Annotated in this window: 43 protein-coding genes; 40 read left to right on the forward strand and 3 right to left on the reverse strand. The window is 39.9% G+C overall.

The window, feature by feature from the left end; translation table 11 throughout:
- Positions 1-5: 5 nt before the first annotated feature.
- Together FPV17_RS06160 and FPV17_RS06165 are read right to left on the reverse strand one after the other, a co-directional pair.
- Positions 6-1136 carry a site-specific integrase gene (locus FPV17_RS06160; protein WP_144558489.1) on the reverse strand — a complete coding sequence of 377 codons (1131 nt, stop codon included), beginning with the start codon at positions 1134-1136 and terminating at the stop codon, positions 6-8.
- A gap of 74 nt (positions 1137-1210) precedes the next feature.
- Entirely contained in the window at positions 1211-1549 is a 339-nt protein-coding gene (locus FPV17_RS06165; RefSeq protein WP_186370743.1) for a helix-turn-helix domain-containing protein, read from the reverse strand.
- A 274-nt stretch (positions 1550-1823) separates the two neighbouring features.
- Between FPV17_RS06165 and FPV17_RS06170 the strand changes: the two genes are divergently transcribed.
- From FPV17_RS06170 to FPV17_RS06215, 10 genes are all read left to right on the forward strand, one after another.
- Complete coding sequence (locus FPV17_RS06170; protein ID WP_246117143.1) at positions 1824-2024, forward strand: helix-turn-helix domain-containing protein; 201 nt, start codon at positions 1824-1826, stop codon at positions 2022-2024.
- A 3-nt stretch (positions 2025-2027) separates the two neighbouring features.
- Positions 2028-2228: a hypothetical protein gene (locus FPV17_RS06175; protein ID WP_144558491.1), complete on the forward strand. Its 201-nt coding sequence runs from the start codon at positions 2028-2030 to the stop codon at positions 2226-2228.
- A gap of 16 nt (positions 2229-2244) precedes the next feature.
- Entirely contained in the window at positions 2245-2922 is a 678-nt protein-coding gene (locus tag FPV17_RS06180) for a Rad52/Rad22 family DNA repair protein (RefSeq protein ID WP_144558492.1), read from the forward strand.
- Between the two features lie 82 nt (positions 2923-3004).
- Positions 3005-3559 carry a host-nuclease inhibitor Gam family protein gene (locus tag FPV17_RS06185; RefSeq protein WP_144558493.1) on the forward strand — a complete coding sequence of 185 codons (555 nt, stop codon included), beginning with the start codon at positions 3005-3007 and terminating at the stop codon, positions 3557-3559.
- A 197-nt stretch (positions 3560-3756) separates the two neighbouring features.
- Complete coding sequence (locus tag FPV17_RS06190; RefSeq protein WP_144558494.1) at positions 3757-4119, forward strand: hypothetical protein; 363 nt, start codon at positions 3757-3759, stop codon at positions 4117-4119.
- 187 nt (positions 4120-4306) lie between these two features.
- On the forward strand, positions 4307-4579 hold the full coding sequence (locus FPV17_RS06195; RefSeq protein ID WP_144558495.1) for a hypothetical protein: 273 nt from the start codon (positions 4307-4309) through the stop codon (positions 4577-4579).
- A gap of 48 nt (positions 4580-4627) precedes the next feature.
- Positions 4628-4816 carry a hypothetical protein gene (locus FPV17_RS06200; RefSeq protein ID WP_144558496.1) on the forward strand — a complete coding sequence of 63 codons (189 nt, stop codon included), beginning with the start codon at positions 4628-4630 and terminating at the stop codon, positions 4814-4816.
- Between the two features lie 24 nt (positions 4817-4840).
- Positions 4841-5119, forward strand: a complete 279-nt coding sequence (locus FPV17_RS06205) for a hypothetical protein (RefSeq protein WP_144558497.1) — start codon at positions 4841-4843, stop codon at positions 5117-5119.
- 26 nt (positions 5120-5145) lie between these two features.
- Positions 5146-5421, forward strand: a complete 276-nt coding sequence (locus FPV17_RS06210; protein ID WP_144558498.1) for a DUF7352 domain-containing protein — start codon at positions 5146-5148, stop codon at positions 5419-5421.
- A gap of 12 nt (positions 5422-5433) precedes the next feature.
- Complete coding sequence (locus FPV17_RS06215) at positions 5434-5619, forward strand: hypothetical protein (RefSeq protein ID WP_144558499.1); 186 nt, start codon at positions 5434-5436, stop codon at positions 5617-5619.
- A 656-nt stretch (positions 5620-6275) separates the two neighbouring features.
- On the opposite strand, the gene FPV17_RS06220 is transcribed toward FPV17_RS06215, so the two are convergent.
- The gene (locus FPV17_RS06220; protein ID WP_144558500.1) at positions 6276-6515 is read right to left on the reverse strand and encodes a helix-turn-helix domain-containing protein; all 240 of its coding nucleotides are present in this window, start codon (positions 6513-6515) and stop codon (positions 6276-6278) included.
- A gap of 179 nt (positions 6516-6694) precedes the next feature.
- Here FPV17_RS06220 and FPV17_RS22495 point away from each other — a divergent pair, with 179 nt between their 5' ends.
- From FPV17_RS22495 to FPV17_RS06350, 30 genes are all read left to right on the forward strand, one after another.
- Positions 6695-6949, forward strand: coding sequence for a helix-turn-helix domain-containing protein (locus FPV17_RS22495; protein ID WP_144558501.1), 255 nt, complete (start codon positions 6695-6697; stop codon positions 6947-6949).
- 77 nt (positions 6950-7026) lie between these two features.
- Positions 7027-7737 (forward strand): phage antirepressor KilAC domain-containing protein, encoded by a 711-nt coding sequence (locus FPV17_RS06230; protein WP_144558502.1) that lies wholly within the window; start codon positions 7027-7029, stop codon positions 7735-7737.
- A 108-nt stretch (positions 7738-7845) separates the two neighbouring features.
- Positions 7846-8628 carry a conserved phage C-terminal domain-containing protein gene (locus FPV17_RS06235; protein ID WP_144558503.1) on the forward strand — a complete coding sequence of 261 codons (783 nt, stop codon included), beginning with the start codon at positions 7846-7848 and terminating at the stop codon, positions 8626-8628.
- Complete coding sequence (locus tag FPV17_RS06240) at positions 8625-8909, forward strand: replicative helicase loader/inhibitor (protein ID WP_144558504.1); 285 nt, start codon at positions 8625-8627, stop codon at positions 8907-8909. The genes FPV17_RS06235 and FPV17_RS06240 overlap by 4 nt, the downstream gene beginning before the upstream one ends.
- A complete protein-coding gene (locus tag FPV17_RS06245; RefSeq protein ID WP_144558505.1) occupies positions 8884-10182 on the forward strand; it encodes a replicative DNA helicase in 1299 nt (432 codons plus the stop codon). Before FPV17_RS06240 ends, FPV17_RS06245 begins: the two co-directional genes overlap by 26 nt.
- The gene (locus FPV17_RS06250; protein WP_144558506.1) at positions 10160-10351 is read left to right on the forward strand and encodes a hypothetical protein; all 192 of its coding nucleotides are present in this window, start codon (positions 10160-10162) and stop codon (positions 10349-10351) included. Before FPV17_RS06245 ends, FPV17_RS06250 begins: the two co-directional genes overlap by 23 nt.
- The gene (locus FPV17_RS06255; protein WP_144558507.1) at positions 10348-11004 is read left to right on the forward strand and encodes a sigma-70 family RNA polymerase sigma factor; all 657 of its coding nucleotides are present in this window, start codon (positions 10348-10350) and stop codon (positions 11002-11004) included. Before FPV17_RS06250 ends, FPV17_RS06255 begins: the two co-directional genes overlap by 4 nt.
- A 2-nt stretch (positions 11005-11006) precedes the next feature.
- Positions 11007-11366 (forward strand): HNH endonuclease signature motif containing protein, encoded by a 360-nt coding sequence (locus FPV17_RS06260; protein ID WP_144558508.1) that lies wholly within the window; start codon positions 11007-11009, stop codon positions 11364-11366.
- A 14-nt stretch (positions 11367-11380) separates the two neighbouring features.
- On the forward strand, positions 11381-12427 hold the full coding sequence (locus FPV17_RS06265) for a hypothetical protein (protein ID WP_246117144.1): 1047 nt from the start codon (positions 11381-11383) through the stop codon (positions 12425-12427).
- Positions 12428-12438: 11 nt separating this feature from the next.
- Entirely contained in the window at positions 12439-12594 is a 156-nt protein-coding gene (locus FPV17_RS21785; RefSeq protein ID WP_186370744.1) for a hypothetical protein, read from the forward strand.
- Entirely contained in the window at positions 12587-12760 is a 174-nt protein-coding gene (locus FPV17_RS22500; protein WP_367614629.1) for a DUF6011 domain-containing protein, read from the forward strand. The genes FPV17_RS21785 and FPV17_RS22500 overlap by 8 nt, the downstream gene beginning before the upstream one ends.
- Positions 12741-12920 carry a hypothetical protein gene (locus FPV17_RS06270; RefSeq protein WP_144558509.1) on the forward strand — a complete coding sequence of 60 codons (180 nt, stop codon included), beginning with the start codon at positions 12741-12743 and terminating at the stop codon, positions 12918-12920. The genes FPV17_RS22500 and FPV17_RS06270 overlap by 20 nt, the downstream gene beginning before the upstream one ends.
- Positions 12921-13451: an HNH endonuclease gene (locus FPV17_RS06275; RefSeq protein WP_144558510.1), complete on the forward strand. Its 531-nt coding sequence runs from the start codon at positions 12921-12923 to the stop codon at positions 13449-13451.
- Positions 13441-13869 (forward strand): single-stranded DNA-binding protein, encoded by a 429-nt coding sequence (ssb, locus tag FPV17_RS06280; protein ID WP_144558511.1) that lies wholly within the window; start codon positions 13441-13443, stop codon positions 13867-13869. The genes FPV17_RS06275 and ssb overlap by 11 nt, the downstream gene beginning before the upstream one ends.
- Before the next feature lie 15 nt (positions 13870-13884).
- Positions 13885-14448, forward strand: coding sequence for a hypothetical protein (locus FPV17_RS06285; protein WP_186370641.1), 564 nt, complete (start codon positions 13885-13887; stop codon positions 14446-14448).
- Complete coding sequence (locus FPV17_RS21790; protein WP_186370640.1) at positions 14442-14591, forward strand: hypothetical protein; 150 nt, start codon at positions 14442-14444, stop codon at positions 14589-14591. The genes FPV17_RS06285 and FPV17_RS21790 overlap by 7 nt, the downstream gene beginning before the upstream one ends.
- A 9-nt stretch (positions 14592-14600) precedes the next feature.
- A complete protein-coding gene (locus FPV17_RS06290; RefSeq protein WP_144558512.1) occupies positions 14601-15176 on the forward strand; it encodes a dUTP diphosphatase in 576 nt (191 codons plus the stop codon).
- Between the two features lie 71 nt (positions 15177-15247).
- Positions 15248-15355 (forward strand): DUF8096 family protein, encoded by a 108-nt coding sequence (locus FPV17_RS22625; protein ID WP_496196955.1) that lies wholly within the window; start codon positions 15248-15250, stop codon positions 15353-15355.
- 102 nt (positions 15356-15457) lie between these two features.
- Positions 15458-15892: a DUF1064 domain-containing protein gene (locus FPV17_RS06295; RefSeq protein ID WP_144558513.1), complete on the forward strand. Its 435-nt coding sequence runs from the start codon at positions 15458-15460 to the stop codon at positions 15890-15892.
- Complete coding sequence (locus tag FPV17_RS06300) at positions 15889-16092, forward strand: hypothetical protein (RefSeq protein ID WP_144558514.1); 204 nt, start codon at positions 15889-15891, stop codon at positions 16090-16092. Before FPV17_RS06295 ends, FPV17_RS06300 begins: the two co-directional genes overlap by 4 nt.
- Complete coding sequence (locus tag FPV17_RS06305; protein WP_144558515.1) at positions 16085-16426, forward strand: hypothetical protein; 342 nt, start codon at positions 16085-16087, stop codon at positions 16424-16426. Before FPV17_RS06300 ends, FPV17_RS06305 begins: the two co-directional genes overlap by 8 nt.
- Positions 16427-16442: 16 nt before the next feature.
- Positions 16443-17156, forward strand: a complete 714-nt coding sequence (locus tag FPV17_RS06310; RefSeq protein WP_144558516.1) for an HNH endonuclease — start codon at positions 16443-16445, stop codon at positions 17154-17156.
- Between the two features lie 14 nt (positions 17157-17170).
- Positions 17171-17611 (forward strand): DUF722 domain-containing protein, encoded by a 441-nt coding sequence (locus tag FPV17_RS06315; protein ID WP_144558517.1) that lies wholly within the window; start codon positions 17171-17173, stop codon positions 17609-17611.
- A 515-nt stretch (positions 17612-18126) separates the two neighbouring features.
- Positions 18127-18462, forward strand: a complete 336-nt coding sequence (locus FPV17_RS06320; protein ID WP_144558518.1) for a RyR domain-containing protein — start codon at positions 18127-18129, stop codon at positions 18460-18462.
- A gap of 218 nt (positions 18463-18680) precedes the next feature.
- Entirely contained in the window at positions 18681-19088 is a 408-nt protein-coding gene (locus FPV17_RS06325) for a hypothetical protein (RefSeq protein ID WP_144558519.1), read from the forward strand.
- Positions 19089-19153: 65 nt separating this feature from the next.
- Positions 19154-19531 (forward strand): hypothetical protein, encoded by a 378-nt coding sequence (locus tag FPV17_RS06330; protein WP_144558520.1) that lies wholly within the window; start codon positions 19154-19156, stop codon positions 19529-19531.
- 30 nt (positions 19532-19561) lie between these two features.
- A complete protein-coding gene (locus tag FPV17_RS06335) occupies positions 19562-19756 on the forward strand; it encodes a hypothetical protein (protein WP_144558521.1) in 195 nt (64 codons plus the stop codon).
- 41 nt (positions 19757-19797) lie between these two features.
- Positions 19798-20121 carry a hypothetical protein gene (locus FPV17_RS06340; RefSeq protein WP_144558522.1) on the forward strand — a complete coding sequence of 108 codons (324 nt, stop codon included), beginning with the start codon at positions 19798-19800 and terminating at the stop codon, positions 20119-20121.
- A gap of 36 nt (positions 20122-20157) precedes the next feature.
- Positions 20158-20964 (forward strand): phage terminase small subunit, encoded by an 807-nt coding sequence (gene terS, locus FPV17_RS06345; protein WP_144558523.1) that lies wholly within the window; start codon positions 20158-20160, stop codon positions 20962-20964.
- Positions 20951-22228 carry a PBSX family phage terminase large subunit gene (locus FPV17_RS06350; protein WP_144558524.1) on the forward strand — a complete coding sequence of 426 codons (1278 nt, stop codon included), beginning with the start codon at positions 20951-20953 and terminating at the stop codon, positions 22226-22228. Before terS ends, FPV17_RS06350 begins: the two co-directional genes overlap by 14 nt.
- Positions 22229-22231: the final 3 nt, after the last annotated feature.

Consider the following 22231-nt stretch of genomic DNA (forward strand, 5'->3'; position numbering starts at 1 on the left):
ATTGCTCAGGAATTGAATGCTTGTTCGATTTTCTGAGCGGTGTTTTCTTGCATGTCCGGTGTGACATGAGAATAGGTATCGGCAGTAATTTTGGTGCTGCCATGACCTAATCTTTCTGATACGATTTTAGTGTTTTCTCCTAGTCGTAATAGCATCGTAGCGTGGGAATGCCTCAAGTCGTGAATTCTTATTTTCTTTAAACCTGCAAGTTTTGATATCTTATCCATGTGCATTGACAGTTGTCTTGGATATATTGGTTTGCCGTTAGGCATACAACAAACTAGATTACGGTTATCGTAATCTTGTCCGTGAGCTAGTTTCATTTCTGATTGTCTTCTACGATGCTCTTTTAATAATGTAATTAAAGAATCGTTTATAGTTATTGTTCTATATGAAGATTCTCTTTTTAAGTCACCAAAAACAAATCCCTTTGATACTTCGTCAAACATCAACGATTGGTCGATGATAAGTTTTTTACGTTCGTAATCAATTTTATCCCATGTTAGGCCTAAAAACTCGCTTCTTCGCAAGCCAGTTTGTGCAGCTATAACCAATGGAACCATGTAGAATAAATTGTCCATTTTCAGGAAATTAATGAATTTAATTAATTCTTGATTGTCCCAAACTTCGTAATTTCTTCTTCGTGCTCTTGGAAGTTCTAAAAATTCAAATGGATTCTTTAGAATAAGCTCAGTTTTAATGGCGTGTTTTAACGCACTACCTAAAACCGTGAAAGTATATTCGATGTAGCGCGGAGACTTGTCCTCATTGATCATGTCATTAACCATTTTTTCTCCATGATGTAGTCTTAAGTCCTTAATTTTCATTAACCCTATAACCGGCTTGACTCTTCTCTGCAAAGCTCTGTTATAATTAATGAATGTAGAGGGTTTTACGCGATGTTTGGCAACAGCTTCTAACCAATGGTCAAGAAACTCGCCTAACTTAACGTTATCATTATTAAATGAGTAACCTTTTTGAATTTGATCAATTATTGAAGCACATGCTGATTGTGCTTCTTTTTTAGTTTTAAATCCACTTTTTGTTTTTTGTTTTCTTTTTCCGGTGGCGGGATCGACACCTATATCAATTGTGAAACTCCATTTATCTCCTCTTTTTCGAAAGTAACCTTTCATAGAACCACATCTCCAATTTTAATATTCATTATGTCGTTTATTGAAGAAGACAGGTTAAGCAATAGACCGAAATATTATTTATCGCGTATTTCTCTGGCCATCTTAACCCATTTACGAACATCCTCCGCAGATACGCCTTGTCTTTCTAATTCTCGTAGATCTAACACCCATGCTTTTTCTTCTTCAGATAAACTAACTTGATTTCCTTCTTCAAAAAAGTAGGTTATATCAACGTTAAATAAATCCGCCATTTTTTGAAGAAATTCAATGGAGATTTTACGTTTGCCACTCTCCATCTGTGATATATAGTTTCTTGTTAAACCTCCAATTCGATCAGCGACCTCTTGTTGAGTAACACCTTTTCTTAATCGTAATTCCTTAAGTTTTGCTCCAATTTTCTCTTGTGTATTCATACAGGCTTCCACCACCAAATAATTCATTTTATATGCCAATAAGAACATTATGATACTAATTGTAACTTCAAGCAACAACGAATAGAATATTTGTAACATATATGAAACAAAAGTAACTAATTTAGTGATTTTAAAAATAAATGTTTACTTATTTGTTACGTTGGTTTATACTAAAATTAATCAAAAAGACGCAAACAAATTCGTTAATGAGCAAAATAAATTTTTTTGTCTTGTTGTTAACTTATTTGTTACTAAAAAGGAGGTGTGTTAACAAGTGAAAAAGCAAATTGAGGATTATCCTTTACTGCTTAACATGAAAAACGTTGCAGAGATAATGGGTTTCTCAGAGCGATTTACGTATGACTTTGTAGAGAGAGACGGTTTCCCTTTAATAAGAGCTGGTCGAACAAAGAGGGTGTTTAGAGACGATATGATTAATTGGCTAAACAATCAAAAAGTCAGAAAGGAGGCTTAACTAATGGAACCTACATCAGAAATCAAACGCCGCTGCATCGAACTGGTTCAAGATGAGTATGCGGAAGGATCACCACACACGCTCATTGATCGCTCTTTTTTTAGAGATTTCGACCGCTTAAAAGGTGTTATCGCATTAGAGCTACACAAGCATGGTTTTCGCACATTAAGCATTCAAGGAGATTTGTTGGTAACTAAATTCTAAAGAGGAGGTGAAACACATGGATAACATTATGGAACAGCTCCAAATGCCGTTTAAAGCAGAAGATATTGAGTGGCGGGTGCAGAGAGCAATGAAGACAAAAAAAGGGCCGAAAGCAACTGTAATGGCATATGTGACGAACCGAGCTATCATGAATCGTTTAGATGAAGTGTTCGGCGTAGGTGGGTGGAAAAACGAATATGTTGAGTGGAGACAAAAAGGCGTTATGTGCGGTATCACAGTCAAAATTGGCGGTGAGTGGGTCACGAAATGGGATGCTTCTGATGAAACGAATATCGAGAGTACCAAAGGCGGTTTCAGTGGGGCTATGAAACGAGCGGCTGTACAGTTTGGTATTGGTCGTTACCTTTACAATCTTGATGAGTATTGGGTGGATATAAAAGACAAAGGTCAATTTTATATTAAATCAGGCAAAGGTAATGATGAAATAACAGGTCGATGGGATGCACCTACATTACCTGCATGGGCGTTACCGAGTAATAATCAACCAAACAATAATCCTACCCCAAGTCACTATCAGGAATTATCTGTTATTGATCTAGAAGCTAAGTGGGAAACGTTAGCTGGCACAAAGGATGGCTTTGAAAAATTCTTTAATGACAAAATTGATGAAGGTCACTCTTACGAAAAAATTAATGATTTTTTACAGAGGAAGATAGATGAAAAACAAAAATAGAGCGCTCACAACCACGAAAGCGCTCTAACATAAAAAGGTTAGTCCAATTATAACACACTTTTCAAATAATGGAGGAATTAATATGACTGAATTACAGAAGCAGGTTGAAGCAATTTTAAACGATGGTGAGCAGGCTGAGGACTTTACCGTATCAAATATGGAGGATGCATTGGTAGCTGACGCTCGCATCATGTACCACAAAGGTAAGCAACAAGAGATTCAAGATATGCTCGACAGTCAATTGGAAGCTCTCAAAAACAAGGAGAATCGCTTGAAAGAGTGGGCAGAAGAGGCTAAAAGACCTTATCTGGAATCCGAGCAATTTTACACGCATCGATTAGAGTTTTTCCTTCGAGAGCAATTGGAAGGTGGGCTGAAAAAGAAATCCATTGAACTACCGAATGTGAAGCTGAAAATGGTTAAACAACAGCCTGAATTTACGAAAGACGAGGACATGCTCTTTAAATATGCCAAAGCTAACGAAATGGTCAAGGTGAAAGAATCGACTGACTGGTCAGCTATTAAGAAAGCGGCCAAGGTTATAAACGGTGTACTGATCGACGAGAACGGCGAACAGATACCCGGTGTAGAAGTAACGCCACGCCCTGACAAATTTAGTCTTGAGGTGATCAAATGAGTGCTAAATCAAAGGAAATCACAAACGCTCAGTTGTTGGTAGATAGAATCATTTGCATAGGGCTAGGAGCGATTTTAGCCATTGGGTGGTTAAGCATATGAGCGATACACAACAGGCTTTACAAGAATGGCTGTCACACATACCTGACAGCCTACACAACGACATACGCAATGCTTTAAAGCAGATGGGGGATAAACGTGGATCTTAAACAGCACTTGGAACATCCATTTTATAAAGAGGCGCATGAGTACAGAGAAGCCGTTCGTAGAGAACAAATAGAGAAGGGGTGTCATAAGTACCCTAAACCCTTTACGCCTTCTGATTGGAGCAACAGCGATCTAGCAAAGCACGCCATGCAAGAGAATGTCGATCAAGCCGTATACATTAGCGGCATGTTAGAGCGGATGGAAGAGCAGCAGGATTTTATCAACCGTTTGTATATCGGGTTTGTAAATGTGACGGATGAACACAAGCAATACGTAGGCGACCACCAAGTAGATAAGGTTGTCCGTGAAACTATTAGACCAACAGATTTACGATTGATTTCAAAGAACAAGTAGTATCCATAAACTGTAGGGGAGGAATTTAAATGGCTGTAATTTATTGTGAAATTTGCGAACGTGAATTAGAACGAGAAACTGGCATATGCGAGGAATGTGTTAGTGACATTGAACTCGGAATTATTAATCCAGAAGAATACGGATGGTAATTCGCAGTATGACCAAACAGCGATAAGGAGGATTAAACATGGTCGCCTTAAATGATCGTATAGATGATCTTGCAGAGGCTGTAAAAATATTAGCTTATCATCAACGATTAAGAAATGATTTGAGAGATACAGAGGTTGAAATGGCAAAGAAAATTGTCGGCAAACCATATGAGTGGGGCACGTACAAAGGTTACCTTATTGCTGGATCAAAACCTCATAAAGTGACCGCTGTTTTAAAGTGCGAGAAGACGGGCCATGAAACACATTGGTTTTATGATGCACATCATATTTACGACCGGATTATTAAATAAGCAAAGGGAATCGGAGTTACTAAACAATTAGGCTATTAGGAGGATCTTATGACGACAAACTTAAAAGATTCACAGGTGACAGCGGTATTAGAAATCAATGGAGAAGTTCACTTGTTAGCTATGGAACAGGAACATTATGAAGCTGTATCGACACTTGTAAAAATGAGCGCTACAACTGCTTATCCAACTGGTAAGAGTCAAACGGAATTACGTGAGTTTTTAGGAATAAACAATTAGGCTACTGCCACTAGGAGGATAAGCATGTCAGCATTTAAAGGTAATCGAAAAACAAATGATATTGATTTTGGTGATTACGTAAAGATCGAACAGCAAAGATACGGAGTAGCGAACGAATGGTATGTGCACAAAGTAATAGGTGCTCTTGAATCTAATACGTGGGTTGAAACGCCAATTGAAATTAGTGGCAAACCAGTCAATCATGACGAGATAAAAAAAGTGCTTAATGTAATATGTTGCGGAGTAGATGAAACCGAAGTATTTAGAGTACTTGAAGAGGATTGCGTACTTATAGAACGATGATACTGCCTATATAGGAGGGAAAACGTTTGAAATCAATATTTAAATATAACTTGAAATTGGTTCTTACACAAAATTTGGAATTGCCAGAAGGGGCAAAAGTTTTATCAGTTGCCAATCAGAAAGATCAGTTAGTTCTATGGGCTATAGTCGATCCAGAAGTAAAAGAAATGGATGATTATACAGTCGTAATCGGAACGACAGGGAATCCATTACTTGATACAGCAAGTTATATGGATTTTATAGGAACTGTAATGTTTGATAATGACACGTTCGTGGCTCACGTATTTTGCGAGAAGCTATAGGAGGGGAAACGGATGCATGAAGTTAAATTTAATTTTGAAGTAGATGGCACCAAAGTAGAGAAGGTACAGACATACAGTACAGAGCCAACTCTGGAGCAAATTAAAAAAGATATGCAAGAGTGGTTCATGAGTGAATGCTACATGTGGTTCGGTTATGAAGAGAACGGCGTTTACAGGAATTTAGCGGATTACGAGTAAGGCTACTACTGTATAGGAGGAAGAGGGATGATCTGTTACAAGTGCTCAAATGAAATGGAGCATACCGACAGTATTAGAAATTTTAATTGGTTTATATGCAAGACCTGTAATTCCAAAGCGCATCAAGTAATTGGATCATCTAGTGAAGTTATGAAGGTAGTCTGGCATAACATTGCTGTGTTAAAAGAATTTGATGCAGATTAACGCTCCCCTCTGTGGGGAGTATCACACTTGGGAGGGATAAAGCATGCAATTACATTTTTATACGGATTTTAAAAACATTAACAGACTTAAATCAGGGATTGAAATTCAAGTTTGGAATAAGAGTTTAGCGGATGAATCCGATGTTCATATTTGCTTTGATCCCAGTGAATACGAGATCCGTAGGAAAAACAAAAGAGTGTTTAAAGTAAATAAGCTATCATTTTAAACGCAACGATTGCTATAGTATCTGCGATTACTGTAGGGAGACAGGCATTAGGTAAGGTTCAAAAGACATAAGGGGAGTCAAACTCTCCTTTCAACGCGTTTCAAAACCGAACATACGTACTAAACTCATCACGAACATACATAAGATCAAAATAAAAAGGAGCTGATCACATTACCGTGCGCGCCCCTCCCTTCCAGTTAATATGCAATTGACATGTGCGACTGGATTAGTTTTGTTCTTCTTCTTCATCAGTAATTATAAAAAGGTCATCAAATGAACATTCAAGCACTTTGATAATAGCAACGATTGTATCGTAATCGATTCTATTATTTTCGTTTCTAACGAACTTGTCTAATGTTCTTCTGCTCATGGTGTAGCCTTGCTCTTGTATCAAACGATGAAGTTCAGAAACACTGTTTATTCCTTTCTCGGCCATCAAGATTCTAAGGCGGTTTTTCATTCCCATTATGAGACACTCCTTAAGCTGTTGTTATTTACTACGATTATACTCTAAATGACAACTTTTATACAACTTTTTATTATAAAGGTGTAAAAATTAGTAACAAAGACCCATAATCGCAATATTGTTATTTTAACACCTTTGTAGTAAAATTATAAATGAAGGTAGCAAAGTGAGGTGAAACAATGAAACTTCGGCATAACCTTCGTGAGCATATGGCTCGGAAAAGAGTCAGGTCCATAAAAGAATTAAGTCAAATAACTGGGTTGAATTATACAAAGCTAATCAAGTTTAACAACTACTCCCAGAACAAAATTGATCCAGACTTAATCGTTCCTTTATGTGAATTTTTCGGATGTAAGCTAGGTGACTTCATATACGTGTATGAAGGATCTGACGGAACAAACGATGGATTTCCGAAGAAGAGTAAATGTTCATGAATACAGATCTGGAGACTGCTTTCATCGGTAAAACGACTAAGTGGTTTTCAGATAACAAACAGTAGAGGAGAGATCAAATGAACGACTTGATGAAAGTATTTAGTTATGAATCTTCCGAAATTCGAACAGTTGTACAAGATGGCAAGCCATGGTTCGTTGCAAAAGATGTTTGTGAAATCTTAGGTATTACAAACGTATCGAAAGCTGTAATGACGCTTAATAACAAGTTTAAAACCACTCTAACTTTAAGTTATAGCGGTACAAATTATAAAACGAACGCCATTGCCGTTAACGAAGCAGGACTATACAAGCTAATCTTCAAGTCTCGAAAAGAGGAAGCGGAAAAGTTCAGTGATTGGATCGCGGAAGAAGTTTTACCAAGCATTCGAGAAACCGGTTCTTACAGCGTTCAATTACCACAATCATTTTCAGAGGCTTTAATGTTAGCCGCTAATCTTCAAAAGAAAATTGAAGAGGATCAACCAAAGATCGAGGCTCATGATCGCTTTATAAGCGCTTCTAACAATCAAAAGATGGCAGAGGTTGCAAAGGTGCTCGGGTTAGGTAGAAACACTTTATTCGCAAAGTTGAGAAGCATGAAAATACTAATGCCTAACAACACACCGTATCAAAGATACATCGATCAAGGTTACTTTGTCGTAAAGGAAACATCTGTAGTTATTGGTGACGAAACGATAAATAAGCCGCAAACATATGTTACGGCAAAGGGTGTTGATTGGCTGTCTAAGAAAATTGGACAAACAAAAAAGCCACTGTTGGCCCAGTGACTTAGAAATAACACGAACAAATATTAGGTACTAACAGTATACCATAAAAGGCTTGCTGTTAGTACAACTTTTTAGCAAATAGCAACTATTTTTTAAGGGGAGTTACAAATGGCTAAATACAGAAACGTAAGAATTGATTTCTGGCAAGATGGTTTTGTTCTTGACCTAACACCAGAAGAAAAATTCTTCTACCTATATCTCATGACAAACAGTAAAACGACACAATGTGGAATATACGAATTACCATTAAGGATTATCGAAACGGAGACGGGTTACAACCGAGAAACGGTTCAAAAATTAGTCGATCGATTTGTCGATTACGGTAAGGTACTCTACAACAACCCGACAAAAGAGATTGTCTTGCTCAATTGGGCAAAGTACAACTTCATCAATAGCCCGAAAGTGATTAAGTTACTAAAGAAAGAGCTAGAAAGCGTTAAGCATCAACCGTTTGCCGAGTTATATGTCGAGCAATTAGAACGGTATGGATACCCTACCGATACCCTATCCATAGACCATGGGGAAGAACTAAGAACTAATCATAGAGAACTAATAACTAATAAAGAGAATGTCGTTGAGATTATAAACCATCTCAACACCGTTGCCGACAAAAACTTTTCACCCGGTTCTAAGAAAACAAATAGCTTAATCAAAACGCTGATTGAAGAAGGTTATTCTCTAGAAGATTTTAAAACCGTCATTGAACGTAAAACCAAACAGTGGAAGAACGATCCTAAGATGGACAACTATCTAAGACCGATTACTTTATTCGCTGCAAGTAACTTTGAATCTTACCTAAACGAGAAAGATGTTATTGCTAACAATGGAGCAACCAAATCTGCTTTTGAAGATCTATACCGATACGCTGCTGAAAAGGATGAGGGGATATGAAAAGACTTGAATTAGTTCAACTGCTTGAGCAAGTCGATGCTGCTTATCCCGGTAAATTAAAATTGAACGAAAAGACCGTTGAACTTTGGTTTCGTCATCTAGAAAGCCAAGATTTTAAGAGAACGCTGCATAAATTGGACAAGCACATTGAACGTTCTCCTTTTCCGCCATCACTTCATGAATTGCGAGAAGTCGAACGGAGCGAGCATAACAAAGGTTATCTAACCAAAATGGATCAATGGGAGGCAGAGGCTAGTGGACCACCAAAACGTTATAGCTGAACAAATGTTGCTAGCCTGTGTGCTAGCCGACAACACGGTCATTAAAGAAATTGAACTATCGCCAGAACAGTTTTCTCCGCATCATGCGCCTGTTTTTAAAGCAATGAGGGAGCTAGATGCTGATGATAGCTTGATTGATATGGCTGCATTACACATGAAGTTAGGAACGGCAATGGGACAGGTCAATTTAAAAGAAGCGGTTGATTCACTTTTGACAACTGAGTCCTACAAACACTATGAAAATACGATTATACGAGCTTGGAAGCGTAAAGAAGCTAGGTTGAAAACACAAGAATACCTACAAGCAACGAATGATACTGGTACAGAAGAGGGCTTGAGTGAGTTAATAAGCCAATTATCAAGCTTAGAGCAAGCTGGGATTCAATCAGATGAATTTGATACTAGAACCGAGCTTATGGCTATATACGATGAGGCTTACGATGGTGTAGTTCAAAAGGGATTGCCAACCGGGTTCGTAGAGTACGACAGAATGACAAACGGTCATGATGAGGGGCAGTTAATTATTGTTGCGGCTAGGCCCTCCGTTGGTAAGACGGCATTTGCTCTAAATGTAGCGATGGGCCATATGAAGCAAGGTGCGTTCGGTCACTTATATTCACTAGAAATGAGTAAGAAAAGCTTTCTAAAGCGTATGTGGTCGGCGAATGCTCATATTGACAGTCAAAAAATGCGTGATCCACACCGACTCTTTAGCGAAAACGATTGGAAGAAATTCAACAATGGCATGTCTGAAATAAGTGAACTTGATATGTACATTGGCGATAATTCTTCGGTGACAATTCCGCAAATCTACGCTCGAACAAGAAAACTTATGCGTAAGTACCCAGATAAAAAGCATTTTGTCATGATTGATTATCTGCAATTACTCAAGCCGATAGCGAAGCGAGGCAACCGACAAGAGGAAGTAAGTGAAATGTCGAGGGCGCTAAAAACAATGGCTAGAGATTTAGGAATACCGGTTATTGCATTGTCTCAGTTATCAAGGGGCGTTGAGTCTAGACAAGATAAAAGACCGATGTTGTCCGACATACGTGAATCAGGCGCAATTGAACAAGACGCTGACTTAATAGCATTCCTGTACCGCGATGACTATTACGATAAGGAATCGGAAAACAAAAATACGATTGAAATTATCATAGGTAAACAAAGAGAAGGTCCAGTCGGAACGGTGGAACTGGCTTTTGTTAAAGAATATAACTTATTCGTCAACTTAGATCGGAGGTATGAAGATGACCGTCCGAGAGCTGTTTAACGAAGCGGCGCTTGAACAGTACGAAGAGCTAATGAAATGCATTCAGGTGCTAATTTATAAAAAAGCGGTTGATTGGTCTGATAGTGCAGATAAATTAGATTCGCTAATCGATCCAAAATACAAAAGACGCTTTTACGAGGTCGCTAAAGAAATGGGGGTTACATTTTGACAGAGGAACAAAAGATTTTAGTTAACGAAAATATGAAGCTCATTTATTCAATAGCTAATAGGATCAAGTCATCGCTAAAGCTTACAACCTTTGATTATGAGGACTTAGTAAACATTGGAGTGGTTGCGCTCATTAAGGCAGCTACAACATTCAAGGATGACCGAAACGTTAAGTTCTCCAGTTACGCTTATATAATCATCAAGCGTGACATGGTGTTTGAGATCAATAAAGATGTTGTTCGATTGGGTGTACCAAAACATTTGCTTGAATTAATTCCGCGATTAAAAGCCGAAATAAATTGGCGTGAATTGAATGAGAAAGAAGTATCTGAAAGGTTGAACATACCCGAAAAACGAGCAATTAGTTTATTGATTGTTGCCAATAATCAAACTAAATGGTCAATGGAAAAGCAAGTCAGTGAGGATAATGAGCTAGGTGAGCTCTTGGGAAAAGAAAGTGATTTCGGGATGGTGTTTGTAAGAGACTTCCTTTCAACTCTTGATGGTAAAGACCAAGAGATAGTAAAAGCCAAGTTGCTTGGTTATAAGCAAAAAGAAATAGCTAAGAAGTATAGTTCTACACCTCAGATGGTTAATCAACGCTTTAGATTGAAAATAAGACCGATGGCAAAACAATATTACGCGGAGGTGTAACGATGCAAGACCTATCGCAACAACCAGTGAGGGCAGTCGCTAAACCAAAGCATAAGAGGCGGACAAGGCAACGAGTGAACAGAGGCAAGTTCTCGGAGACCATACGCCAGCAGATCAAAGAGCACTTTGAAAACACATGCCAAGAGTGCAATGGGATAGGTGATCACATTCACCACGTAAAACCAAAGGGTAGCGGGAGCGGTCGAGGTGTATTCACAAACGGTCTGCTTCTCTGCAACGACTGTCATATGCAAATGCACGCTGAGTTAAGCCAAGCAAGGCTAAAACATTGGCAATCAGAGTTTGAATTTATGTACGGACCTTATTACTACATGGATAGTGAGGATCTAAAGGCTCTGTGAGAAAGGAGATCCCGATGGATCAACTTAAACTATTTGAACAGCCGAACGACTACACGCAGCACAAAAAGTATATCAATGGCGTCTTTAAATCAAAAGACGATCTTATAAATGATTTGCGTAATAACGGTAAACAAAACATCTACAGAGTCTTGTCATTTGGTGGAGGTACCCAATCTGCTCACCTCCTAGAAGATCACCTGCAAGGTAAGATCCATTACGACTTTATCGTTTTTGCAGATACGGGAGCGGAACCGCAATTTATACATGAACAAGTTGCGTGGTGGCAGGATCGTCAAAAGCAATTTAACAATCGTACACCGTTTATTATCGCCACTCACAACAGCATGGAGGGCGGTCTAGAAGAAATGCTGCACCGTTATATCCTAACGGACTATCAGCGCTTTCAGATGCCGGTTTATTGCAACACGATCGACGAGAATGGTCAAGAAGTAAAGGCAGGGATTATGCCGAGGCAATGCACTGTGGACTTTAAGATCGTCCCAGTAAAGCAAGCTGTACGCAGAGCGGTGTTAGGGCGGTTAAATCGCACAACAAAACAAAAAATGCCAGACAACATTGCATTTGTAATCGACATTGGTTTTTCATACGACGAGATTAATCGCATTAGCTTACAACAGTCACCGCAATTTAAATATATCTACCTAGCTTATCCTCTTGTAGAACAGGGGTTAACAACACAGGATAGCATTAAGTTCCTGCAAGACAACCAGTTACCAGAGAAGCGATCACGTTGTTACTTTTGCCCCTTTAACTGCGATAAACCTGAGATTGGCATGGATTGGGCAGAGATCATACATGAGGAGCCGTTATCGTTTTTAAAAGCCTGTTACTTTGACACGATGCTTCGCAATGTAGTTTTAAATGGGGGCAAACGAATCAAGTCGATACCTTATTTTCATTACTCAAGGCGTCCGCTCGCAGAGGTTTATGCAGCAGAATACAGTTATTACTTCAGACAATACGAAAACGAGCTATCCAAATGGATTGGTGAGTGGTTGGACAAAATCGAACAGAAATACGGTCAATTAATTCCTGTATAGAGGAGGCCCTTATGAGGTGGGTGGCTTATCACCGTGAAGGCGAGGAAAAGTTGTTAGTCATCCAAGTGTACGCAGAAGGGGAGACGGAACGGAATGTAGCGAAAGACAAAATACCGGGCAGGGTGAGAAAGCCTCTGTCCGATTGGGAGGGAGTAACCCATGAGTGAAGCTCCTTATACGCATTGTAAAAGGTGCCAGCGCAAGCTAATGAGTCCAGAAAGTCAAGTGATCGGTTACGGGAGAGTTTGCGCGGAGAAAGTCAGGTACATGCAATCTATGGATCTAATAACACTATTAGGAGGCAATGAAGAACATGTTAACGATACAACATAACGGCGACAACACAGCAGACATATACAAAGGCATCAGCATAGTAGCTAGGTTGGCGCGTCAGGCTAATGGAACAGTGGCGGTAAAAGTACTTACAGACGGACATGACGAGATCGCAGACGACGAGCAAAAAGCTCTGTTAATCATAAAGGAGCGAGTATAGATGGGTTTGCCTATTGAAAAGCAGACCTTTTACTCCATTACTATCGGGAAAGACATCCACGACATAACTGGAAGAAAAAGAACCAGAATGGGTTACGTTGTACTGTTAATTAAAACCCATCCAAATGGTGATGTATCAGGCTATGTTATGGAACACAGGGTTATAATGGAACATCATTTAGGGCGTTATTTAAAAAGTGATGAAGTTGTACACCACTTGAACGAAATTAAGCACGATAATCGACTGACTAACCTAGAAGTGATGAATCATACGGATCATACAGTTATGCATCATACAGGATTGAAAAGATCCGAAGAGACAAGAAAAAAGATATCCAAAAAAGCAAGGCAACGATATAAGGATCGGAAAGATCACCCTTTCTATAAAGATGTGGATGAACAGTTAAAGCAATTCTTTCTCATGGGCAAGAAACCGACAGAAATTTCGCGTCTTTTAGGGATTTCAAGAAGGTCTGTTTATAACAAAATAAGCTATCTAAATTTAAAGGAGGATAATAACAATGCTCAATAGAGTAATTTTAGTTGGTCGCCTTACGCGCGATCCTGAGCTTAAATTTTTGGCTAATGGAACGGCTGTAGCGAACTTTACAATTGCCGTAAATCGACCATTTTCTAATCAACAAGGAGAAAGAGGAGCAGATTTTATCAACTGTGTTATATGGCGCAAACCAGCAGAGAACGTTGCTAACTTCCTCAAGAAAGGAAGCCTAGCGGGTGTGGATGGCAGAATACAGACGCGCAGCTACGACAACAACGAGGGGAAGAGGGTTTTTGTGACTGAGGTAGTCGCAGAGTCGGTGCAGTTCCTAGAGCCGAGGAATAGCCAAGGTGGAGGCAATAACACGAATAACAATAACGGTAAGTACGACAACGATCCGTTTGCAAATGACGGTTCGATTGATATTAGTTCGGATGATTTACCATTTTAAGAAAGGGTGAATGCTGTGGCTAAGACAGAATTAACCCTTCAACTTGAAAGGGCCATATACAAAGCGACTATCAAGCAAGGGACTTTTGGTGGCTTCGAGGTAACAATTGGCTGGTTTGGCAAAGAGCGCGTGGATTACATGACTTACGACACAAAAGGTGTTTGGCGTTGTTATGAAATTAAAGTGTCTGTTGCGGATTTTAGAAGCAAAGCAAAAAAGACTTTTGTCGGTCACTTAAACTATTACGTTATGACCGAGGAGCTTTTTGACAAGGTAAAGGATGAGATACCGCCGGGCATTGGAGTTTATGTGCATGGGTGGTGCAAAAAGAGAGCGCGCAAACAGGAACTTTTAATTGATGAACAGGTGTTAAAAGATAGCATGATTCGATCACTAGCTAGAGAAGCGGAGAAGTTATTTAACGGCAATGATCCCGACTTTGTAAATTATATGAATCGTCGTATCAGTTATGAACGGTCGCAGTATGAACGTATGAGAGATGAATACTCCAACTACCGCAGAGAAGTCGAAGAGAAATACGGCCGTAGGTGGAATAGACAGGAGATGAAACAATGTTAATTACATTTCAAATCATTTTAGCAATCATGATCGTAATATTTGGACTCGGAACAATCGGAGAAAAACACGAAGAAGACAAACGAACATATAGCTTGGTGACATGTGTAGCAATAGCGGCAATGGCAGTAACCATTATATTTTAGGAGGCGCTTATGAATCTAACAAAGCTGTTTCAAATACAAAAAGAACTAGACGAGGCAATCATTGAAAAGAAAGAACTCCAAGGCAAAGATCTTTTGCCTGAACGCATCCTAGCCCTTCTAGTAGAGCTAGGAGAGTGCGCCAACGAGTGGAGAGGGTTTAAGTTTTGGAGCGAGAATCAGAAGGCGAGAACTTTTGCACCGAGAATGAAATACAGTGACCCAGAATTAAAACTAGGTGCATATCCAGCACCTTATAATCCACTCCTCGAAGAGTATGTAGACTGCCTGCACTTTGTATTGAGTATAGGGAATTCTGTCATAGATCCTGAATTAAATGGATTAGTGGATAACATTTATTTCTACCATGATGATGCAAAAGATCAAGAAAATGTGACCAACTATTTCTTACGTATGTTTGATAAGGTCGGTGACTTTAGTGCTTACAATACGGTCGGAAATTTCAAAAGCATGTTAAATATCTTCTTGGTGATAGGAGAAAGTCTTGGATTCACATGGGAAGAGATCGAACAAGCCTACTTAGACAAGAACAAAATCAACCACGAACGGCAAGCAAACGGCTATTAATGGTGAAACCTAAATGGTCTGATGCGGTAAGGGAGCAGAGAGAGGGTCCTGCTCCTGAGCCGGAGGTCAGAATGAGACATGGACGGTGTGAATGTGGTGATGGAAGATTCAAGCTGAGAGTGGCGAAAAGCGAGTGGACAAGAACCTGTAAGGGATGCGGAGAGGAGCAAGAAGTGTGATCCATTTACCAAAGATATTTATTAGCTCATTTATATTACTAGCAGCAGTGATTGTATATTGTTCCATTGCTCTTGCTCTAATGGGAAGAGAGGAGCGGCGCAATGGCAAAGATAAAAAGCAGAAAGACAAGCTACTACGGAAATGAATTCGACTCCAAGGCAGAAGGTGAGTTCTATCTCCTGCTAAGGTCAGACGAGAACGTAAAAGCAATTGAATTACAACCGCAGTACACGCTCTTGAGCGCCTTTTCTGTGCCGTGTTACCGATGTGAGGGTAATGGGAAGGTCGAGAATAAAAAAACGCTCAGAATGAACAAATGCACGTTGTGTAGCGGCACAGGTAAGAGGATGCGCCAGCCATGGAAGTATACTGCAGATTTCAAAGTGACTTATAAAGATGGCAAAGAGGAAGTCATTGACGTAAAAGGATACGCAAATGAACGCTTTCCACTCGTTAAGAAGATGTTTGAGAGCGTAATGGGCATAGAGTTGGTTGTCTGGCAGAAGAACAATAAAAAGGGTTGGGTGAGGAAATGAATAGTTTTGAGTATGATCTTTCGATAAGAGGAATAGACAACCGCTATATTAAACAGTTAAGACTTCTTGCTGAAGGGTATGCATCAACTAATCCAATTTCATTACCGGAATCATACCGAATTTTATTAGAGGCTTGGGATGTTCTTTGGTGGATGGAGCAGGATGATCGGTATAAAACCTTAGCAGCTTTATATGAGTGATTTACAAAGCGTCATCCAGTCAATGCGAGAGGTGCAGCAGAGGCTAGATGTGACCAGTAAAAAGATCTTTAATCTAGCGAAAGATAAAGCAGAAACGGAAAAAGCATACAAGATTGCGTTAAGGCAGGAGATCTTGAGGTTAAAAGATGATCGAAAGTACCCGGCTACACTCATTCTTGAATTAGCAAAGGGGCAAAAAGACATAGCAGAACTTCGTTTTAAGCGTGATATAGCTAGAGAAATGTATAAGGCAGGGCTAGACAGCATGAACAACACACGAACCGAAGCAAGCCTGTTACAAAGCATATTGAGGTGGCAGAACGAAACCGGTTAAGAAAAGGGGAGAGTGCATGAGTAAAGTCGATTTCATAGAAAAACCATTTGAAGAGCTGACTGTAGAAGAATTTAGAAGCATGAGACGCAACCCAAAAGGCTCAATCTCCCTAACAGACTTCTTAGGCCATTATAACATCAGTATTCAAGAATATTGGGATTACGTCACTGAGAATAAAGGGGTTGCTATAGTTCATGAAGAACGGCAGACACTCACTAACTATAAAGCTGCACAAAATCAGAGACAACCAGATGAACTAGAATACACCGGGGCAGAGATACAAGGGTTTCGAATGTTACGAGGCTATAACACTAACAAAATGAGTCATCGGATTGGAATATTTGCGGACGAACTTAAGAGATACGAGCGTCGTAAAAAAGTGCCAAATTGGATTGCGGATAGATATATAAGTGATCTCATGATCACGAAAAATGAAATACATCGATTAAGAATGTACCTAGGCAGGAGAACAAAAGGGTTTGAAGCAGAACGCACTATACCAGAATTTATAAAAAACGAAGTTAGGAAGCGTGATCGTAACAAGTGCACTAAATGTTTTAGTGAAAACAGATTGCATTTTCATCATAAAGAACGATTTTCAAAAGGTGGACTTCATGTAGAGAGTAACATTGTGCTTCTGTGCGCCGCTTGTCATGCGGAAGAGCATAAGAGTGAACAATCGTATTGGTTACTAAAGAAGATGGCTAAAGATGCACGTATCAACGAATAATAGGGGGGTTCTTAATGACAGCAATCGCAGAAAGAAAAGCTTATAATTCAAGGTTAAAACATGTGGAGGCTGAGTTATACCAATACCCTCATATCGTGAAAGAAATAGAAAAGCGCAGAATGGAATTGCTTTACCCTTATCAAGAATATGTAGATGAAAACCAAGGGAAGGGGGTAAACAGCGTACGAGCAATTTCGCGACAAACAGAGCGAATTGCAACCCGTCTTGTTGAAGATCGTAAACTTAGAAATTATGAAGAGATAGCTGATGCGATCGAAAGGGTATATAACGGGTTAGATAAAAATCAAATGAAATTTGTGAGGGTTAAATATTGGAGCGGAAAAAATTATTCTGCAATTCAAGTTGCTGACATGATAAATGTGAGTGAAAGAACATGTCATTATTACCGAAAAAAAGTGTTAGAAGAAATAGGGCACATAATTGGATGGGTGTAAGTTTGCAGTAAGTTTGCAGTTTTCGACCCTAAATCCATAGTAATATGTAAGTATGGGATAATACCCAATACGATATAACTTATTCCGCACTCCATATTGGGGCTAGAGGCGTGTAATGCGCACAAAGATTGGGCTGTCCATGCCTCACGTGGAGTGCAAACCTATAATATCACGTACCGTAAGCAAGATAAGCCCCTCACTCCAGTGGTCTTGCTTACGCAAGCGTGAAAAACTACACATCGGTGACGGAATAGGTAGACGTTAATCAGGTATAGGAGAGCTATTCGGGGATCAGTAAGTAAGGTAGGAACACAGCCGAATAGAGGTGGAAAGTCGTGTCCTTTGCTCTTTTGAGTAACCGTACACCTACCCATAGCAGTAAAACGAGGCGTCTGATGTCACGCCTATCCTATACTTTGTTAGGTGCAAATCCTAACCCGATGAACAAACAAAAAAGAAGCGTGTACGAGCTTAATAGCCGTATGCGCTTTTTATATTAAAAGGAGATGAATTAAATGAACATAGAACAAATAGCGAAAACAGCGCATGAAGTCAATCGTGCCTATTGTCAAGCAACAGGAGATCAGAGCCAACCGAAATGGGAGGAAGCTCCGCAGTGGCAAAAGGATAGTGCAATCAATGGCGTTTGTTTTCACTTAGAAAATGATGTGACGCCAGAACAATCCCATGAGAACTGGATGAAAGATAAACAAGAGAACGGATGGAAGTATGGAGCTATAAAAGATCCAGAGAAGAAAGAGCATCCTTGTTTCGTCGCTTATAGCGAGTTACCGAAAGAACAACGTGTAAAGGACTACTTATTCAAGGCGGTAGTCGATTCAGCTAAGTAAAGGCGTCCTAGCGGACGTCTTTTTATATTCGCTCTTAAGGAGAATAAACATGAAGAAGATCGATCCCAATAAAGATTGCGTAAAATGCGTATTTGCCCAGAAGATATACGAGACAGAGGAAAAGACAAGAATGTTTTGTACGTATGGGGCAGGGTGTGTGAAAAAATAACAGGATAATCCTCTTTGATGTCGAATAGTGCGGAAAGGGGGTTTTTGTATTGAAAGTTAAATTAAACCAAGCTATTAAGAAATACATGCTTGCTGTTGCGGCAATAGGACAAAGGATGACCGCTACAAGCGAAAAGTTTAAAACTGCTGAACCGAAAGGGTTAAGTGAAGTTATAGCAGTGAAAGAGATTTATAAAGAAGGTATAATGGAATTTGAAAATCAGTTTAAGGATTTAAAGAGGCTTGAAGCTCCCATTGAATTGAAACAAGAGCACAATGAGCTAATCGAAGCTTATAGGCAGTTTGTCGACGCTACTCAAGGTATGTCTGATACTCTTGATACAGTTAACATCAAGACAGATTCTGAAAAATTTGAGGTTGAAAAAGACAAACAAATAAACGCGAGTAACAGAATTGTTCAAATATCTAATAGAATTGTTCAGAAAGTCAGAATGTGATACCTGAAAAGAGGACTACCTTACGAGGCGGTTCTCTTTTTGTGTGTTAAAGAGGAGGGGTTTAGGTGGAAGAGGTCATATTGACGCAAGAACAGTTGCAAGAGCGTTTAGAATACTGGCAAGGAAAACTTAGACTGAGGGATTGGATCATCACAGCTAAGATAAAACGGCTGGTTGAATTTGAAGTTACTGGTCGCGCTGGTGAAATACATGCTCTTTACGAGTCGAGAGAAGCGGCAATTAAAATACTAGATCCGATGGATTGGAACGGCTCAGATGGATTTCCTCTCAATGACATGGAGCATACGTTAGTACATGAGTTATTACACATACACACTATGCCTATCAACAAGGATAAAGAAGATATAGGGGGCGGTTGTGTGTTTGAAGAGCAAGCTATAGAAAGTATCACAAGAGCCTTATTGTCGCTAGATCGGGAATAATGTAAGATATGGAAAAAGAGGTGAGCGGTTGTGAAGAAAAAGAAGATACCTGATTTAAACGTAATCATTGAGCTTGAAGCGGAACGCATGAAACAAGACAGGGAATTCGCGCAATGGCTACATACGATTCTGCCTAAGATCAAGAACAAGACCATCACAGAGGGTGAGACAGTAGCCGTAACGCAAGCTTTAGAAGCGAGATACATGAAATACCACGCAAAGTAGTCCGAGGGGCTGCTTTTTTATTATGAAAATTGAGGGGTGAAATGATGAATTGTTATGGAGTTTATAAAGGGTATAAAACTGGTGGAGTTGTAGGTACACCATGTGTAGATTGGGCGGCACCTGCTGCATCTGTGGTAATGGAAAACAGTGCAATTCAATTCTCAGTTGAAACGATAAAATTCGAGGATGGAGAGCGGATAAAGCTGACTGCAAGACGATTAGATAAGAAGTACTTAGCGGAGTCTGTACCTATGACCGATAAAGAGCGCGAGTTCTATCTGGAACACAAAGATGAATTTATTCGCTTATTGGTTAACGATGATAGATATACAAAGCCGGTAGGTTTGTATAGTGGCATTATTTAAATAGATCAGCAAAGAAGGGGGCAGAGGTGTATGTAGATGGCTAGACAGAGAGATCCAAGAAGAGACGAAGCGTATGAGATATGGAAAGAGACAAAGAAGCCGTTGAAAGAGATAGCGGAGGAGTTAGGTTGTTCCCCGTCTCAGATACGCAAATGGAAGAGCCATGATGAATGGGAGCGCAATGGTAACGTTACTAATGGCAAAGGGAGCGTTACTAAAAAGAGCGCACCAGATAAATCAAGAAAGAAACAACAGAATCGGAGTGGTAATCCCAATCCACAAAATCAATTTACCGAACGGAACAGTGCCGCGCTAAAGCACGGGCTTTTTTCTCGTTACATGCCAAAAGAAACATTGGAGATCATCGGTATGCTTGAAGATGCAAACCCTGTTGATCTTTTGTGGGATCAGATACAAATACAATACGCCGCAATTTTGCGTTCTCAAAAGATTATGTGGGTGAACGATGCCAATGATTCTACAAGGGCGCTCACGAAAGTTAAGGGTGGCTTGAAAGTCGATTCAGAAGGTAACTTGGTAAAGGTTGCTTTTGCAGAAGAGCTTCAATACGACAATCAATATGCATGGGATAAGCAAGCAAACTTCTTGAGCGCGCAGTCTAGAGCTATTGCAGAGTTACGCTCATCCATTAAACAGTTTAACGATATGGCACATGAAGATGATACTCGCAGACTCAAGTTAGAACAGTTGCAGCTTAACGTTAACAAGACAAAAGCGGAAGTCAGTCTCCTCTCTAATGATGAAGAAGAGTACGAAGATGACGGCTTTATGGATGCGATAAAGGGCGCTAGTGAGCAGGTGTGGAACGATGAAGAAGCTTAAACCTGCGCTGTTTAAATTTAAACCGTTCAGCACGAAGCAACTCAAGGTATTAACATGGTGGCAAGATGCATCGCCTTTTAAAGATAACGATGGCATCATATGTGATGGTTCAGTCCGAGCGGGTAAGACGGTTGTCATGTCTCTCTCGTACATTATGTGGGCAATGGAGACATTCAACGAGGAAAACCTTGGCATGTCTGGTAAGACGATAGGAGCGCTTAGACGGAACGTTATTACACCGTTAAAGCGAATGCTCAAGTCTAGGGGCTATCACGTTAAGGATCACCGCGCAGATAACTATTTGTCCATTACATTCAGAGGTAAGGCAAATTACTTCTATATCTTTGGTGGTAAGGATGAAAGTAGTCAAGACTTAATCCAAGGTATTACCCTTGCGGGTATGTTCTTTGATGAGGTCGCGCTCATGCCTGAATCATTTGTTAACCAAGCAACCGCGCGTTGTTCGGTGGACGGGTCGAAGATGTGGTATAACTGCAATCCTGCTGGACCGCATCATTGGTTCAAAACGAAGTTTCTTGATCTTAAGCACGAAAAAAGACTGCTACATTTACACTTTACGATGGATGATAACCTTTCGCTCTCAAAAGCGATTAAAGAGCGATACAAGCGGATGTACACGGGCATATTCTATAAGCGCTATATCTTAGGTCTATGGGTACTCGCTGAGGGCGTTATCTATGACATGTTTAATAAAGATTATCACGTCGTACCTACAGAGGAACGGCGCTATTCGCAGTTTTATGTATCGATTGACTACGGAACGCAGAACCCTACGACATTTGGATTGTGGGGCAAGGAAAAGAACACGTGGTATAAGGTGAAAGAATACCACTACGATGGTCGCGAGAAAGGCAAACAGAAGACGGACGTTGAGTATAGCCGTGATCTAAAAGAGTTTACAAATGGTTATCGCATATCCTCTGTCATTGTCGATCCCTCTGCTGCTAGTTTTAAGGCTCAGCTTAAAAGAGATAGCTTTAGGGTGCAAGACGCAAAGAACGATGTAGCGAACGGTATACAGAACGTAGCAAGCGCGCTGAACCGTATGCTCATTCTCTACAACGACTGTTGCATTGAAACATTTAAGGAGTTCAGCTCCTATACGTGGGATCAGAAAGCGGCTAAACGCGGCGAAGATAAACCAATCAAGCAAAACGATCATCATATGGACGGTGATCGTTATTTTGTGAACACCATTATATTTGCAAAGAAAGCGGGGTTAAGTTCAACAAACCCTTGGTAGGAG

It is taken from the genome of Shouchella miscanthi (assembly GCF_007725405.1).
In the GTDB taxonomy this organism is placed as follows: domain Bacteria; phylum Bacillota; class Bacilli; order Bacillales; family Bacillaceae_D; genus Shouchella; species Shouchella hunanensis.

Coding starts and splice junctions, on each gene's coding strand:
- FPV17_RS06235 (WP_144558503.1), top strand. CDS start 7,846: ATGGCTAAATACAGAAACGTAAGAATTGATTTCTGGCAAGATGGTTTT.
- FPV17_RS06310 (WP_144558516.1), top strand. CDS start 16,443: ATGAGTAAAGTCGATTTCATAGAAAAACCATTTGAAGAGCTGACTGTA.
- terS (WP_144558523.1), top strand. CDS start 20,158: ATGGCTAGACAGAGAGATCCAAGAAGAGACGAAGCGTATGAGATATGG.
- FPV17_RS06180 (WP_144558492.1), top strand. CDS start 2,245: ATGGATAACATTATGGAACAGCTCCAAATGCCGTTTAAAGCAGAAGAT.
- FPV17_RS06230 (WP_144558502.1), top strand. CDS start 7,027: ATGAACGACTTGATGAAAGTATTTAGTTATGAATCTTCCGAAATTCGA.
- FPV17_RS06165 (WP_186370743.1), bottom strand. CDS start 1,549: ATGAATACACAAGAGAAAATTGGAGCAAAACTTAAGGAATTACGATTA.
- FPV17_RS06300 (WP_144558514.1), top strand. CDS start 15,889: ATGAATAGTTTTGAGTATGATCTTTCGATAAGAGGAATAGACAACCGC.
- FPV17_RS06205 (WP_144558497.1), top strand. CDS start 4,841: ATGTCAGCATTTAAAGGTAATCGAAAAACAAATGATATTGATTTTGGT.
- FPV17_RS06290 (WP_144558512.1), top strand. CDS start 14,601: ATGAATCTAACAAAGCTGTTTCAAATACAAAAAGAACTAGACGAGGCA.
- FPV17_RS06220 (WP_144558500.1), bottom strand. CDS start 6,515: ATGGGAATGAAAAACCGCCTTAGAATCTTGATGGCCGAGAAAGGAATA.
- FPV17_RS22495 (WP_144558501.1), top strand. CDS start 6,695: ATGAAACTTCGGCATAACCTTCGTGAGCATATGGCTCGGAAAAGAGTC.
- FPV17_RS06250 (WP_144558506.1), top strand. CDS start 10,160: ATGACCGTCCGAGAGCTGTTTAACGAAGCGGCGCTTGAACAGTACGAA.
- FPV17_RS06175 (WP_144558491.1), top strand. CDS start 2,028: ATGGAACCTACATCAGAAATCAAACGCCGCTGCATCGAACTGGTTCAA.
- FPV17_RS06305 (WP_144558515.1), top strand. CDS start 16,085: ATGAGTGATTTACAAAGCGTCATCCAGTCAATGCGAGAGGTGCAGCAG.
- FPV17_RS06275 (WP_144558510.1), top strand. CDS start 12,921: ATGGGTTTGCCTATTGAAAAGCAGACCTTTTACTCCATTACTATCGGG.
- FPV17_RS06270 (WP_144558509.1), top strand. CDS start 12,741: ATGTTAACGATACAACATAACGGCGACAACACAGCAGACATATACAAA.
- FPV17_RS06260 (WP_144558508.1), top strand. CDS start 11,007: ATGCAAGACCTATCGCAACAACCAGTGAGGGCAGTCGCTAAACCAAAG.
- ssb (WP_144558511.1), top strand. CDS start 13,441: ATGCTCAATAGAGTAATTTTAGTTGGTCGCCTTACGCGCGATCCTGAG.
- FPV17_RS06320 (WP_144558518.1), top strand. CDS start 18,127: ATGAACATAGAACAAATAGCGAAAACAGCGCATGAAGTCAATCGTGCC.
- FPV17_RS06195 (WP_144558495.1), top strand. CDS start 4,307: ATGGTCGCCTTAAATGATCGTATAGATGATCTTGCAGAGGCTGTAAAA.
- FPV17_RS06295 (WP_144558513.1), top strand. CDS start 15,458: ATGGCAAAGATAAAAAGCAGAAAGACAAGCTACTACGGAAATGAATTC.
- FPV17_RS22500 (WP_367614629.1), top strand. CDS start 12,587: ATGAGTGAAGCTCCTTATACGCATTGTAAAAGGTGCCAGCGCAAGCTA.
- FPV17_RS06350 (WP_144558524.1), top strand. CDS start 20,951: ATGAAGAAGCTTAAACCTGCGCTGTTTAAATTTAAACCGTTCAGCACG.
- FPV17_RS22625 (WP_496196955.1), top strand. CDS start 15,248: ATGAGACATGGACGGTGTGAATGTGGTGATGGAAGATTCAAGCTGAGA.
- FPV17_RS06160 (WP_144558489.1), bottom strand. CDS start 1,136: ATGAAAGGTTACTTTCGAAAAAGAGGAGATAAATGGAGTTTCACAATT.
- FPV17_RS06340 (WP_144558522.1), top strand. CDS start 19,798: ATGATGAATTGTTATGGAGTTTATAAAGGGTATAAAACTGGTGGAGTT.
- FPV17_RS06265 (WP_246117144.1), top strand. CDS start 11,381: ATGGATCAACTTAAACTATTTGAACAGCCGAACGACTACACGCAGCAC.
- FPV17_RS06185 (WP_144558493.1), top strand. CDS start 3,005: ATGACTGAATTACAGAAGCAGGTTGAAGCAATTTTAAACGATGGTGAG.
- FPV17_RS06200 (WP_144558496.1), top strand. CDS start 4,628: ATGACGACAAACTTAAAAGATTCACAGGTGACAGCGGTATTAGAAATC.
- FPV17_RS21785 (WP_186370744.1), top strand. CDS start 12,439: ATGAGGTGGGTGGCTTATCACCGTGAAGGCGAGGAAAAGTTGTTAGTC.
- FPV17_RS06215 (WP_144558499.1), top strand. CDS start 5,434: ATGCATGAAGTTAAATTTAATTTTGAAGTAGATGGCACCAAAGTAGAG.
- FPV17_RS06240 (WP_144558504.1), top strand. CDS start 8,625: ATGAAAAGACTTGAATTAGTTCAACTGCTTGAGCAAGTCGATGCTGCT.
- FPV17_RS21790 (WP_186370640.1), top strand. CDS start 14,442: ATGTTAATTACATTTCAAATCATTTTAGCAATCATGATCGTAATATTT.
- FPV17_RS06315 (WP_144558517.1), top strand. CDS start 17,171: ATGACAGCAATCGCAGAAAGAAAAGCTTATAATTCAAGGTTAAAACAT.